The following is a 13,244-nucleotide window of genomic DNA, read 5'->3' as shown; positions in this document are numbered from 1 at the left end:
GGTGCGGTTCGATCAGTTCCCACTCGCCGTCGGTCAGGTCGCCACGGGTCATACAACCGTGCTACCAGCTGGAGCACCCGAACACGAAAGACGACCATCCCGCCTGTGATCCGGACCCGGAACAGGCCCTAGCGCCGGTCTCGGCGCCAGCCCATCCGCAGGTCAGCCGAAGGTGGGGAACTCCGGGCCGAAGACGGCGCCCCACAGGCTCACGGCCTCCGCGTGGTTCCCGGCACGCTCGGCCGCCACCGCCCGCTCGGCGTAGATCCGTGCCTGCCGGACGCCCGCCCCCAGGTCATGGAGGTCGTCCGGGCGCAGGTAGCTGGACAGGTCGCCGCGAATGTCCGACGGATCGCCGACGGCGAGACCCACCTCGTCCATGTAGCGGAACACCTCGGCGACGCCCTGGCGGGTGTTGAGCCCGCGGCCGGCGAGCACCTGCCCGGCGAGCGCCTCGATGTGGAAGGAGCGCAGGTGGCTTCCGCAGACCCGGTTCCACGCCTTCAGCAGCCGCACCGCGGAGATCACCCGGGGACCGAGGTCCATGGTCCAGCTGGCGTGCCGCTCGGGCCTGGTGGGCAGCCAGCCCCCGATCCGGTCCGGAATGACGTAGCCGGCACGCGGGTGGTCGAAGGCCGGCACGAGGTGGACGTCCGGAGCGGCGTCGTACACGATGCGCAGCGCCTGGCCGCGGGTGCCGATCGTCTGCACCCGGTCACCGCCGATGGCGTTGCGGACACAGACGAGCAGGTCCCGGGAATCCCACCGGAAGCGCTTCCACGCGCTGTTCGCGGCGCTGAAGACCACGAAGATGTCCACCTCGTCGAGCGGGCGGATCATCGTGTCGCGCCCGGCCGAGCCGATGGTGGCGACGCCGACCAGCGGCAGCGCGCAGCGCGGCGGGAAGATCGACCGCAGCGCCCGCTCGGCCTCGGCCCGCCGGCCGTCGATCACCGCGCGGTCGTCCTCACTGAGCCGGACGAGATCGTCCAGCTTGGCGAAGGCGCGCGCCGTGGTGCCGACAAGCAGCGGGCCGGTCACCGGACCGGTCACCGGATTGATCGGCGACGCACCGGTGACGGCCGGGCCCGGCGGCGGCGCGGCAGCCTGCTCGTCGACAGGGAAGAGGGTGTTGGGCTTCCCGGGCGCCGAGCCGGCCGGTCGCCGCCAGTGCGGCGGAATGATCAGATGGTCGTAGGTGACCTCGCTCGACAGAGTTCCCGTGGGAACTCCTTGACGGGCATCCACGCTCATCGTGCCGACCTCCCAGGGACGCGGGTGACGCAATCGTGCGGGTACCCCTGCCAGACCACGACGTGCCCCCCGTGACGTCGTTGATGCCGTTGGCCGGTAGCCGGCGGGCCGACTACCGGTTGCGACATCGACTCCTATGGTGCCCCAGGACGTCACGTTCTGAACAGGGGGCTGTTGTACCGGCGTGTCCGGCCGGGCCCTGGCGTCCACCAAACCACGAAGAAACCTTGTCGGATTGCCGACACCCCGAGCCCTGGAGGGTTCTCAGGGATACCACCTCCGGGGGGTGAGACGGAAGCGTTGACCAGCTCTTATGGCACGTTTGGGGGATACGGGCGCCCACGCGGCCGCCCCGGAACCGCCGCACCAGCCCTGCCGCCCCACCCGGCAGCGGACCCGTGGCCGAGGAAACCAGGCCGCCCGCGCCACCGCCAAAGCTTACGTTGCGTTACTGATCACTGGAAGAACAACCCCGCCACGACAGGGCCACCCCGAACGGTCAGGCGGGCGGACGGATCCACAGCCGACGGCGTTCGGTGAGCAGGACGCCGGTCGGCACGAAAGCGGTTGACTGCGCCAGCCGCTTTCCCACCACGTCCCCAACGCGGACCCGTGTCCCGACGATCGCCCCACGCGATTCCAGCCAGCCCGCCAGGGCACAAACGGCCTCGCTGGCATAGCCGTCACGCCGATAGGTGTGACTCACCCGCACCCCGATCGCGGCCCGCGCACCGTGGGCGTCCGCCGCCAACAGCCCCAGAGCCGCGCCGTCCGTGTTGCGCAGCACCCAGGTCAGGATGCCCCGGCCCGCGCCCACCCGGCGACGCAGCTCTCTGCGCACGCCGGTGGGATCGATGGCGGCGGAGTCCGCCGGCCCGGCCGCGGCGGAGTCGAGCGCGCCGCCGAACAGCTCTCCCGCGGCCAACCGGACCGGCTGGCCGCGACCGGCCGCGACCATGGCCTGCGCCAGTTCCTCGGCGACGAAACCGGAGTTCCAGACAGTCAGGGGAAGCGCGCGCATCCGCGCCGTCGTGAGGGTGGGACCCTCACCCACGACGCGCAGGTTCCGCGACGCCGAGCAGCCCACGGTCTCGCAGCCAGGCGCCCGTGCGGCGCATGCCCTCGTCGAGATCCACCCGGGCCTGCCACCCGACGAGCTCGGTGATCCGCCGGCCGGAGACGGCACTGGCCCTGGTCAGATCCTGGATCGTCAGAGGGCCGAGATCCACCCGGATCCGCGGGTCCACGTGGGAGGCCAACGCCGCGCCGAGGCCCCGCAGCACACCGGGGCGGCGGGCCGCCGACGCGGGCCGGCGGCTCGGCAGGCGGTCCACCGCGTCGACGACCTCGCACAGCCGGGCGGGAACGGATCTCGGCGGTCTGACCTCGGCCAGCGCGGCGTAGCGGCCGAAGAACTCGGCGCCCGTCGACGAGCCCGGGCCTGTCACATGCAGCACCTGGCCGGCCACGACCTCGGTGGGCGCGGAGGCGACGGCGGTCACCGCTGCCACCACGTCATCGACGTGGACGGGACTGAGCTGGCCGCGCCCGCCGTCGACAAGGACGAAGCGGCCGGCGCGCATGAGCAGCACAGGCCACAGCGTCCAACGCCCGGCGCGCGGGCCGTAGGCGTCCGCGATCCGCAGCACTGTGACCGGCGCGCCGTGGGCCGCCGCCGCGCTGGCGGTCTGCTCGGCAGCGGCGATCGCGTCGGCGCGGGGCTCGCCGGTCAGGCCGATCGGCGCGGACTCGTCCGCCAGCGGCGGTGCGTCGTCGCCGAGCGCGCTCACGCAGGACAGGTGGATGACCCGCCGGACACCGGCGCGCTGCGCGGCGTCCAGCACTGTCGCGGTGCCGCCGAGCAGCACCCTGCGCATCTGGGCGGCGGTGACCCTGCTCGGCGGTGTCGGACGCCCCGCCCGGACCGGGGTCAGTTCACCCACGCCCCCCATACCGACCGCTGCGGCGTGGATGAGCAGGTCAGCGCCGTCGAGGGCCTTCTCCCAGTCGCCGGAGGCGGTGACATCGGCCAGGGTGATTCCGGGGCCGCGCCGGACGTCGAGTGCGACGACCTCGTCGCCGCGCCGACGGAGCTCATGCGCCACAGCGCCGCCGAGGAATCCGGCCGCGCCGGTGACCACCGACCGAGCCAATAGCCCTCCCACCCGCTGCCCAACCACCCGGCTGGTCCGCGCTCCGCGCGCGCCGGTGGCCGGGACCCGACACACCAGTCCGTTCCGGACCAGACAATACGTGATCTACTGGCGCCCACCTGGCCGGAGCAGGAGTACCAGGCAGCGGCCGCGCTCCGGTGCCGCAGCGCCGCAACGGCTACGGCGTGCCGAAGTCCTGCACCCAGTAGGTGCCGTAGTCGCCACCACTCGCCCGCCCGACTCCCACCTGAGTGAGCTCGCAGTTCAGGATGTTAGCGCGGTGCCCCGGGCTGGCCATCCAGTCCGCCACCACGGAGGCCGGGGCCCGCTGCCCGGCCGCGAGATTCTCGGCCGCGACCGAGAAGGAGTACCCGGCCGCGGCGATCCGGTCGAACGGCGACCGGCCGTTCTGTGCCGTGTGAGCGAAATAGTTGCCGGCAGCCATGTCCTCACTGTGGGCCTGGGCGGCTGCACTCAGCCGGACGTCGATCGCCAGCGGCGGGCAGCCGGCCGCGGCGCGTCGGGCGTTGGTCCGCTCGACCAGCTCCGCGATGAGCGCCGTGTGCTCCTCCCCGGTCCCGCCAGCGGACTCGGCCGGACGTTCGCCGGACGGCACGGACGGCACGGGAGCCCCTGGAGCCGCTGGAGCCGGCTCGGCCGGGGCGGTTTCCGGACGCGACGTGTCTGCGCCGGTATCGGTACTCGCCGCGCTGGCGCCGTCCACCGGTGCCGCTTCCGGAACCGCGGCTGGCACCGGCCGCGGATCCACCGGCGGCGCGCTGGTGGATCCGAGACGATCCTGCTCCGGATCGTCTGCCTCGGGACCGCCTGGCCCTGGACTGCCCGGACCTGGACCGCCCGGACCTGGATCCGCGCCAGGTGATGCGGCGCCGTCCGGATCCACGCGCGGAGCGCTGGGGCCGGAACCGCCCGGCTCGGGCGGCACTGGTGCAGGTCGGGCCGCGTCGGCGGGGGCTGCCTCGGAGGGGGCAGGCAGCCCAGGCGCGGCTTCGGGTCGGACAGGCCCGGTACCGACCGCTCCGGACGGCGCCGCGGTCGGGGCCGGGCGGCCGCCGCGCTCGGCGGGTTCCGCGGAACCGCGAGCCCGCGGCGGTGTCGTTACTGACGGCGGCGGGCCGGCCGCGGCATGCGTGTCGGCTCCGGGTGGGTTGGCGATCGGTACCCGCGCGGCTCGCGGCGCGTCGGGGATGGCCAGCGCGGCTCGCCGGTCCCTGGAAGCCGGTGTGGGGCTCAGGTCCCCGCCGCCGGTGGAACCGCCCGGCCGTGGGCCGGCCTCCGGTGGGAACGGCCCGCCCGTTCCCACGAGGACCGGTGGGGACTCCAGGAAGGCCACGCCTCGGGAGGGGACACCGACGCCGGCCGCGGCCACCAGCCCCAGCAGCACCACCGTCATGACCGCGCATCCGCCGGCAGCACGGCGCTGCCGGGCGCGGCCTGACCAGCCGACCGCACCGAACGGCCGTAACCGTCGCGAAGGCCGGGACGAGCCGGGCGCCCGGGGGCGCTCAGGAGATGCTGACCGCATTCCGCCTTCAGTGTGATCGGCAACCTGACCGCTCGCCCGCCTGATGGGCGCGGCGATCAGTAACCGTACGGATCGGCCGCCGCCAGGAGGAACGACACCCACCCAGCAGGAAAGCCACCCGGACCCCCCCTGTCAACCGGCACTCGTTCCGCCTGTGCCCTCCGCTCCCCGCAGCCGCGCCACCCGGCGCCGGAGCAGTTCGCCGGCCACACCGGCCAGGACGGAGACCACGATGACCACGATTCCGATCCACAACGCGGCGTCGCGCAGGCCCGGTACGGAGGACGCCGCGTAGCCGAGCAGGACGAGGCCGGTGCCCCACACCAGCGCCCCGGTGACCACGGCCGTCCCGAAGCGGTGCCGGGGCATCGACACGGCGCCGGCCAGCACCGGGGCGAAGGTCCGGGCCCAGGGGACGAAGCGCGCGGCGACGAGGGTGGCGGCACCGAACCGGCGGTAGAAGTCCTCGGTCCGGGCCAGCGCCGTGGTGTGCCGGCGCTCGAGGTACGGCCGACCGAGCCGATGACCTGTGATGTATCCCACAACGGCGCCGAGGGTGGCGGCCACCGGCACACCGATCGCGATCACGACGATCGACACGTTCGCGGCCGGGTCGGCCGCCAGCAGACCTGCCGCGAACAGCACGGTGTCACCGGGAAGCCAGAAGCCGACCAGGACCCCGCTCTCGACGAATATCACCGCGAAGAGGATTGCGTACAGGGTCATCCCAGACAGGCTCTCGATGTCCACAGACCCAGTCTGCCGGCCGGCGGCGGCCCCGAGGCGACATCCGAGCAGCATCCGGCGATGTCGCGTGGAACCACACCCGTCCGAGCCGGGTGACGACATACCCTTCGGCAAACACCTGCCGTCGGCACGCGTCGGGCGCGACCGGTCTCCGGGTATCCGGGGCCCGGTGGCGGGTTCGGCGGCGCATCCGGTGCCACGGCCCACGGTGGCTTCGCGTCACCTGGCGGCCGGGCGCCCCTACACCTTTCGAGGAGCTCCACCGATGCCCATCGCCAGCCCAGACGTCTACGCCGAGATGCTCAGCCGGGCGAAGTCGAACGCCTATGCCTACCCCGCCATCAATGTGACATCCTCGCAGACCCTCAACGCCGCGCTGCGGGGCTTCGCCGAAGCCGGCAGCGACGGAATCGTCCAGGTATCGACCGGCGGCGCCGAATTCCTCTCGGGAACTACCATCAAGAACATGGTGCTCGGGGCCGAGGCTCTCGCCGAGTACGCGCATCATGTCGCCAAGGCGTACCCCGTGAACATCGCTCTGCACACGGATCACTGCCCCGCGGACAAGCTGGACACCTATATCCGCCCGCTCATCGCCATCTCTCGGGAACGCGTGTCGCAGGGACGCGACCCGCTGTTTCAGTCCCACATGTGGGACGGCTCCGCGGTGGAGCTGGAGGAAAATCTCAAAATTGCGGACGAGCTGCTCGCCGACTGTCGCGCCGCGCGCATCGTCCTCGAGGTCGAAATCGGTGTCGTGGGTGGCGAGGAGGACGGTGTCGTCGGCGCGATCGACGAGAAGCTCTACACCACCCCCGGCGACATGTTCCGCACCGCGGAGGTGCTCGGCACCGGGGAGAAGGGAAGCTACATGCTGGCCGCGACGTTCGGCAACGTCCACGGCGTGTACAAGCCCGGAAACGTCAAGCTCCGCCCCTCGATCCTCCGGGAGGGCCAGGAGCACGTTGCGGGCAAGCTCGGCCTCGCGGCCGACGCCAAGCCGTTCAACCTCGTCTTCCACGGCGGAAGCGGATCAGATCTCTCGGAGATCCGCGAGACGCTCGACTACGGCGTCATCAAGATGAACGTGGACACAGACACCCAGTACGCCTTCACCCGGCCCATCGCGGACCACATGTTCCGTAACTACGACGGCGTCCTGAAGGTGGACGGCGAGGTCGGGGTCAAGAAGGCCTACGACCCGCGCACCTACGGGAAGGCCGCCGAGGCCGCGATGGCCGCCCGCGTGGCCCAGGCCTGTGAGGACCTCCGCTCGACCGGCCGCTCGATCGGGGTCTGACCCGCAGACCGGACGAGGGTCCGCTTTCGTTCTCCCGGGGGCGCTCGTGTCCCCCGGGAGTATCCCTCCCGCGGCAGCGCATCTCTGGCGCACTGCACGACGCCCCACCGCCCCACCTCTTCCTCTTCACCTTCCTCTTCACCTCTTCACTGCGTTCACTGCGCATCGGCGCTCCCGGTGGCCCGGGCGGCCGGTTGTCCGCCGCCCGGACCGGTCACCCGAGCCGTGTGACGACACACCCGCCCGGCGATGCCGCGCACCGATGACCATCCGCACCGCCCTGTCCGCCGGGGTGCACCGCCCTGTCCACCGGGGTGGAGGAGCGGACAGCCGGTCCACCCGGCGGCATCCCAGGAAGATCATGCGCCGCTCAGGCGCACCACCCCTCGGCATAACCGCCCAGGACACCATCAAGGGCACAGCAGCCCGCCCGTCCGCGCGCCTGGCGCTCGCGGGCCTCGTTCTGGCCGGACCGGCCTCGAGTGGCCGGACCAGCACCGAGCCGGCGGCCGTGCACCGGGCACCGGGCGCCTGCGCCGCAGCCCCCGCGAACGGGCTGTGGCCGCACCGTGTCCTCTTCTCCAGAAGTAGTCCCGCCGTGTCTGGACTCCTGAGTGGTCATACCGCGGATCCCATCCGTCCCGGTACGACCCTCCGAGACCAAAGAGACACAGAGAGGCACCAAGTGGGTCGAGGTCGCATGACTTCGCAGGCCCGCACAGATGCCCCGCAAGATCCACAAGGCCGCAACGGAAGCGTCACTCGACGCACCCGGAAGACCCCCCAGCACTCCGGGCATGGCAACGCAAGATACACTTGAGTTAACACATAGTTACAGTTGCGTATCTCACACCACGCGGCACGCGAGGTCCCATCAGCACGACGATATGAATTCTTTGACTCGCTGCTGACAGCGCGACGCCGGCCGGATAGCGTCGGCGCATATTCCGGTCGATTGACCACAGCGCAGGCATTGCCCGCGATCTTTCGCGAGCGTGATCAGCCGTCTCTAATCGCCCGTCCCGGAGCGCCAGCCAAGTTAATGAGCGCGCCTGCGCGCGCGATACCAGCGGCCCCGACGAACCTCAAGGAGGCTCGCCGCGGTGTGCTCTTCTTCACGTAGGGCATTCAATGCTTGTCGCCGGGCCGGACAGCGTGGTTATGGTCTTCGCCGTGCCCGGAGACAGGCCGGGCACCCGACGGGTGGCACGCCGAATCCCTGCCCCCATCCGCCGGAAACAGAAACCCGATGGCAGGAGCGGGGGAACCAAATCCCGGGCGCCGAAGTCAGGCGTCCTTGGGGTGAAGCCGCGAGGCCGACGACACCGATGAAGAAAATTCTTCCTCGCTGCCGAAGGCACAGGATTTCCGGAGTTCCTGGCACGCGGCCGGGCTTGTTCCCTGCCCGAACCCGACAGCTCACCTCGCAGGCGTGGGGAAGGAAAACTCACGCATGTCCGACGCACGTACCAGTGGCCGACAACGCCGCAGCAGTACCCGCAGCCGGGCCCGCACCTTCGTCCCCGTAACCGCCCTTGTAGCGGCGGTCGGAGGCACAATCGCCATCAGCCAACCGGCGAGCGCCGCGACGACCTGGGAAGGTCTGCGGCAATGCGAGTCCGGTGGCAACTACACGACGAACACCGGTAACGGCTACTATGGCGCTTACCAGTTCTCCCCCAACACCTGGCGCAGCCTCGGGTACTCGGGGCTCCCACACACGGCTCCGCCCGCCGTGCAGGACGAGGCAGCCCTGAAGCTCGCGCTCCGCTCCGGGTTCGGCCAGTGGCCGGTCTGCGGCAGCGGAATGAGTGGCAGCCAGCTTCTCCCCGGTTCCTCGTCGTCAGGCGCGGGCAGTCAGGCCTCCCGCGCGGCGGAGCGCACATCCCTGGTCGCACAACCCGCCACCGCGGGCCTGCCGACTCTGGGGCGCGACTACGCCCCGTCCGTTCACAACCAGGTCAGCGACGAGGTCAGGACCTGGCAGAGCAAGATGAACTCGCTCGGATACCCACTGACGGTTGACGGTTGTTACGGGCCTCTGTCCGCGGCCGCAGCGCGTGACTTCCAGGCGGCACGTGGCCTGATCGCCGACGGGATCCTTGGGCCGCAGACCTGGGCGGCCACCTTCGGCTGACGCCCCCATCCCACGCAGCGGACCGCCCGGTCACCTGCCCGCGCCCGCCTACCGGCGAACACGGCGCGCTGGCTGACTGCCGCCGGACACGTTGCGCCCTTCCGCGAAGGCCGCCAGTTCTCCCGCCAGGCTCTGCCAACCGACCGGGGAACCAGGCTGGACAACGCGCATCCCGTGCGAGCACAGATCACCTCCGGGCCCGGCGCCTTCCCCGCCGGCCTGCCTCAGGCCGAGCCCACGCGCCGACTTCCCCGCTCCGGTCCGGACAGACCCCGTTCCGCGCAGCCCGAGAGCCCTGGATGCAAGCGCACTCGCACCTGCCAATCGCAGCCGCCCCGTCACCACGCGGCCGCTGACCGGTCTCCCCTGATGTGCGACGGACCGACCGCCCGGCGTTGACCCCGCCGCAGGCGGCGGAACGCGACGCGGACCGCCCCAACGATCCGTGTGTCGCAGCACCGGGCGGCTCCCGCCACAGCAAGATCAGTACGGTGGCGGGGGCCTTACCACCATCTCGGGCCATGGGTACCGGTCACAACGATGCGGCGGTTCCCCCCGCGGTCCTTCTCCACGACCGCCGCCGCCCAGCCCGTCGCCGTGCCGAGCCACGCCAACAGCACCGGTCCTGGCCAGACCGACGCCGCCACACGCCGGTGACCCCGGCGGGCGAGCGTGGCTCGGCGCGATCCCCCGACAGCCCCGCCCCGTGCCCCCGGGCGCTCACATCTCCTTCACGACCACCCCGGCACCAGCCCGCCGCCGTCCCGACCAGCCCGCCGAGTTCACGCCCAGCTCGACGGCTTCACGCCCACCTCGACGGGACATCCACAACGACCGCATCCGGCCGGTCCGCGCCAGACGGGACCCGCCGCGCGACGCCCGTCGCGGCAGCGGTAACGTTGTCGGGATCAGGCGTGATGACCGCCTCATCCTTCTGTAGGGGAAAACAACCCCTTCGGGTGGCTCTCATGTGGTCCTTCCTGATACCTCACAACCACCCGGATTTGCGCCGCCCAGGGAGATCTCGCTACAGTTCCGCCCACTCGCCTCCCCCGGGGCGAGGTCGCGTGGACGGACGCCGAGTCCTGCCCCCGTCCACCCGGCCGGAACGAGAGCGGACGATACAAGGGCAGGAGCGGGGGACCCACATCCGGACGCGCACCACGCGTCCTAGGGGTTAAGCCACCGCCACAGGTACAGCGCACCGGAACGCGCCCGTCCGAGGAGACGGGCTCCGGGCACCCCTGGACGGCGACCGGGCAGCTTCCAGCCCGAACCCGACAGCTCACCCCGCAGGCGACGGGAAGGACACCTGATGCGGTCGCACGATCGTGATCCCGTCCGTTCGAACGGCCGCGGCGGCAGACACCGCGCCGTGCAGCCACCCTCGGCGGCCACTCGCGCGCTGCGGACCACCGGAGCCGTCACGGCACTGGTCGGCACCGGGCTTGCCGTCACCGCGGCCCCGGCCGGAGCAGCCACCGCCGAGGACTTCAGCCGGCTGCGCCAGTGCGAGTCCAGTGGCAACTACGCCATCAACACGGGCAACGGCTTCTACGGGGCCTACCAGTTCGACCAGCGCACCTGGTCGGGGCTCGGCTACCCCGGCCGGCCGGACCAGGCACCGCCCGCGATGCAGGACGAGGCGGCCTACAAGCTCTACAACAGCCGTGGCTGGTCGCCGTGGCCCGGCTGCACCAGCAAGCTCGGCCTCACCCGCAACGGCCCGGCGCCGGCGTCCTCGGGCGGCGGGGGCGATGTCATCGCCCAGGCGCTGACACCCGCCGAGCCGCCCATGACCCTTGACCGCGCACGGTCCGAGGTCGGCAGCAGCTTCGGCGGCGAGGCGCTCAACGTCGGGATGGGCGACGAGGTCCGCGCCGACGCCTTCGTGTGGCAGGCGGAGATGCGCGAGCGCAGGTTCGTCCTGACCGTCGACGGCAAGTTCGGCCCGGAGTCGCAGGGCATCGCCGCCCTGTACTCGTACCTGACGAGAGTCAGCGACGGCCAGGCCGGTGTGGTCGGGCAGAACCTCTGGGGCGCGACAGTCAACGGCTGACGGGCGACGGGCCCGTCATGGCGGGCCCTCCCCCGGGCCTCATGCCTGTCTGGCAGGTCGCGATATGCCTGTCTGGCACGAGGCCCTCCTGCTTCGTCCCCAGAACTGACCAGGACCGGTCCAGCGCGGCTCCGCCGGGCCGCACCGCCCGGCGACGGCGGCGGGCGGGCGTCCGGCAGGATGGTGCCCATGACGACACCGCCCGCAAACCCGAACCTGTTGTCGGGCCCGCCGCCCACGCTGCTGCCGTCGGACGCGACGGTGGCTGAGGCGGTCGCCTCGGGTGCCGCCGCGGAGACCATCGCCGCCCGCTTTCCCGCTGCGAGCATCGGCTGGGCGCTCCTCGCCGAGGAGGCGATGCGGGACGGTCGGCCGGTGGCCGCGTACGCCTACGCGCGAACCGGCTACCACCGGGGCCTCGACCAGCTGCGGCGCTCCGGCTGGAAGGGGCATGGGCCCGTTCCGTGGTCGCATGAGCCGAATCGCGGGTTCCTTCGCGCGCTCGCCGCGCTGTCCCGTGCCGCCGCGGAGATCGACGAGACGGACGAGGCCGCCCGGTGCCGGCAGTTCCTCAGCGACAGCGACCCGGTAGCTGCGCGTGAACTCGGCCTCGCATAGTCACCGACGAGGCACCTGACGTGGCCGGCTGGCCCGGCTCTCTTCCGGACAGGCCCCGACGGGCCGATATCCCTAGTAACCTCGCCCGGTGCCCGCTCTAGTCCTCATCGGCGCCCAGTGGGGTGACGAGGGAAAAGGAAAGGCGACCGACCTGTTGGGCGGCGCCGTCGACTACGTCGTCCGCTACCAGGGCGGTAACAACGCCGGCCACACCGTCGTGATCGGTACGGAGAGCTACGCTCTGCACCTGATCCCGTCCGGTGTGCTCCGCACCGACTGCGTACCCGTGATCGGGAACGGTGTCGTCATCGACCCCGGCGTGCTGCTCGCCGAGATGGACGGGCTGCAGGCCCGCGGGGTCGATGTCACCCGGCTCCTGATCAGCGCCGACGCGCATCTGATCATGCCGCATCATCGCGCGCTGGACCGGGTCACCGAGCGGTACCTGGGCAAGGCACGGATCGGCACGACCGGCCGCGGCATCGGACCGGCCTACGGCGACAAGGTGGCCCGTACCGGCATCCGTGTCCAGGATCTGCTCGACCCGGGCATCTTCCGGCAGAAGCTGGAACTCGCGCTGCGGGAGAAGAACCAGGTCCTGACGAAGGTCTACAACCGGCGCCGGATCGAGGTCGACGAGGTCGTCGAGGAGTACGCCGCCTACGCGCGGCGGCTGACGCCGCACATCGCCGACACCGGCCTGCTGCTCGACACCGCCCTACGCGACGGCAGGGTCGTCCTGCTCGAAGGCTCGCAGGGCACCCTGCTGGACGTCGATCATGGCACGTATCCCTTCGTGACCTCCTCGAACCCGACGGCCGGCTACGCGGCGACCGGCGCGGGGATCGGCCCGACCCGCATCAGCCGGGTCGTCGGGATCATCAAGGCCTACACCACGCGGGTGGGGTCCGGCCCGTTCCCGACCGAACTGGACGACAAGGTCGGCGAGGAGCTGCGCCGCATCGGCGGTGAGTTCGGGGTGACCACCGGGCGCGCCCGCCGCACCGGCTGGTTCGATGCGGTGATCGCCCGGTACGCGGTGCGGGTCAACGGCCTCACCGACCTCTTCCTCACCAAGCTCGACGTGCTCTCGGGTTTCGACACCGTGCCGGTCTGCGTCGGCTACGAGATCAACGGTCGGCGGACCAACGAGATGCCGATGACCCAGACGGACTTCCACCACGCGAAGCCGATCTACGAGGAACTGCCCGGCTGGCACGAGGACATCTCGCAGGTCACCGATTTCGACGATCTTCCGGAGGCCGCACGGGCCTATGTGTCGACGATCGAGGAGATGGCGGGCGCCCCGGTGTCGGCCGTCGGCGTCGGCCCGGGCCGCACGCAGACCCTGGTGATCAACGAGCTGATCTGACGCGAGGGCTCCACGCCAGGCGCCGTTCCCCGCCGGCTTGCGCCACGGAGAGCTACGG

The 13,244-nt window shown here is 71.5% G+C and carries 10 protein-coding genes and 1 riboswitch; of the genes, 5 read left to right on the top strand and 5 right to left on the bottom strand.

Annotation, left to right across the window (positions count from 1 at the left end):
* Nucleotides 1-162: 162 nt before the first annotated feature.
* The 5 genes from AB1460_RS17275 to AB1460_RS17255 all read right to left on the bottom strand — a co-directional run bounded on the left by AB1460_RS17275 (nucleotide 163) and on the right by AB1460_RS17255 (nucleotide 5,754).
* Entirely contained in the window at nucleotides 163-1,254 is a 1,092-nt protein-coding gene (locus AB1460_RS17275; protein ID WP_368962494.1) for a nucleotidyltransferase, read from the bottom strand.
* A gap of 499 nt (nucleotides 1,255-1,753) precedes the next feature.
* Nucleotides 1,754-2,308: a GNAT family N-acetyltransferase gene (locus tag AB1460_RS17270; RefSeq protein WP_368962493.1), complete on the bottom strand. Its 555-nt coding sequence runs from the start codon at nucleotides 2,306-2,308 to the stop codon at nucleotides 1,754-1,756.
* A complete protein-coding gene (locus tag AB1460_RS17265) occupies nucleotides 2,301-3,407 on the bottom strand; it encodes an NAD-dependent epimerase/dehydratase family protein (protein WP_368962492.1) in 1,107 nt (368 codons plus the stop codon). Before AB1460_RS17265 ends, AB1460_RS17270 begins: the two co-directional genes overlap by 8 nt.
* A gap of 178 nt (nucleotides 3,408-3,585) precedes the next feature.
* On the bottom strand, nucleotides 3,586-4,032 hold the full coding sequence (locus AB1460_RS17260) for a CAP domain-containing protein (RefSeq protein WP_368962491.1): 447 nt from the start codon (nucleotides 4,030-4,032) through the stop codon (nucleotides 3,586-3,588).
* A 1,053-nt stretch (nucleotides 4,033-5,085) separates the two neighbouring features.
* Nucleotides 5,086-5,754: a DedA family protein gene (locus tag AB1460_RS17255; RefSeq protein WP_368962490.1), complete on the bottom strand. Its 669-nt coding sequence runs from the start codon at nucleotides 5,752-5,754 to the stop codon at nucleotides 5,086-5,088.
* A gap of 211 nt (nucleotides 5,755-5,965) precedes the next feature.
* On the opposite strand from AB1460_RS17255, the gene fbaA reads away from it, so the two are divergent.
* From fbaA to AB1460_RS17230, 5 genes are all read left to right on the top strand, one after another.
* Nucleotides 5,966-7,000, top strand: a complete 1,035-nt coding sequence (gene fbaA, locus AB1460_RS17250) for a class II fructose-bisphosphate aldolase (RefSeq protein WP_368962489.1) — start codon at nucleotides 5,966-5,968, stop codon at nucleotides 6,998-7,000.
* A gap of 1,199 nt (nucleotides 7,001-8,199) precedes the next feature.
* A riboswitch (cyclic di-AMP (ydaO/yuaA leader) is annotated at nucleotides 8,200-8,448 on the top strand.
* A 5-nt stretch (nucleotides 8,449-8,453) separates the two neighbouring features.
* Nucleotides 8,454-9,137, top strand: coding sequence for a transglycosylase family protein (locus AB1460_RS17245; protein WP_368962487.1), 684 nt, complete (start codon nucleotides 8,454-8,456; stop codon nucleotides 9,135-9,137).
* Nucleotides 9,138-10,452: 1,315 nt separating this feature from the next.
* The gene (locus AB1460_RS17240; RefSeq protein ID WP_368962485.1) at nucleotides 10,453-11,196 is read left to right on the top strand and encodes a transglycosylase family protein; all 744 of its coding nucleotides are present in this window, start codon (nucleotides 10,453-10,455) and stop codon (nucleotides 11,194-11,196) included.
* A gap of 189 nt (nucleotides 11,197-11,385) precedes the next feature.
* Entirely contained in the window at nucleotides 11,386-11,814 is a 429-nt protein-coding gene (locus AB1460_RS17235; RefSeq protein ID WP_368962484.1) for a DUF3151 domain-containing protein, read from the top strand.
* 88 nt (nucleotides 11,815-11,902) lie between these two features.
* On the top strand, nucleotides 11,903-13,186 hold the full coding sequence (locus AB1460_RS17230; RefSeq protein ID WP_368962482.1) for an adenylosuccinate synthase: 1,284 nt from the start codon (nucleotides 11,903-11,905) through the stop codon (nucleotides 13,184-13,186).
* The last annotated feature ends 58 nt before the right edge of the window (nucleotides 13,187-13,244 follow it).

It is taken from the genome of Parafrankia sp. FMc2, assembly GCF_041008525.1.
Taxonomy (GTDB): domain Bacteria; phylum Actinomycetota; class Actinomycetes; order Frankiales; family Frankiaceae; genus Parafrankia.
Note: the sequence above shows the minus strand (reverse complement) of the source record. Positions and strands in the feature narration are given on the sequence as shown.

Coding starts and splice junctions, on each gene's coding strand:
- AB1460_RS17275 (WP_368962494.1), bottom strand. CDS start 1,254: ATGAGCGTGGATGCCCGTCAAGGAGTTCCCACGGGAACTCTGTCGAGC.
- AB1460_RS17255 (WP_368962490.1), bottom strand. CDS start 5,754: ATGCTGCTCGGATGTCGCCTCGGGGCCGCCGCCGGCCGGCAGACTGGG.
- fbaA (WP_368962489.1), top strand. CDS start 5,966: ATGCCCATCGCCAGCCCAGACGTCTACGCCGAGATGCTCAGCCGGGCG.
- AB1460_RS17245 (WP_368962487.1), top strand. CDS start 8,454: ATGTCCGACGCACGTACCAGTGGCCGACAACGCCGCAGCAGTACCCGC.
- AB1460_RS17240 (WP_368962485.1), top strand. CDS start 10,453: ATGCGGTCGCACGATCGTGATCCCGTCCGTTCGAACGGCCGCGGCGGC.
- AB1460_RS17235 (WP_368962484.1), top strand. CDS start 11,386: ATGACGACACCGCCCGCAAACCCGAACCTGTTGTCGGGCCCGCCGCCC.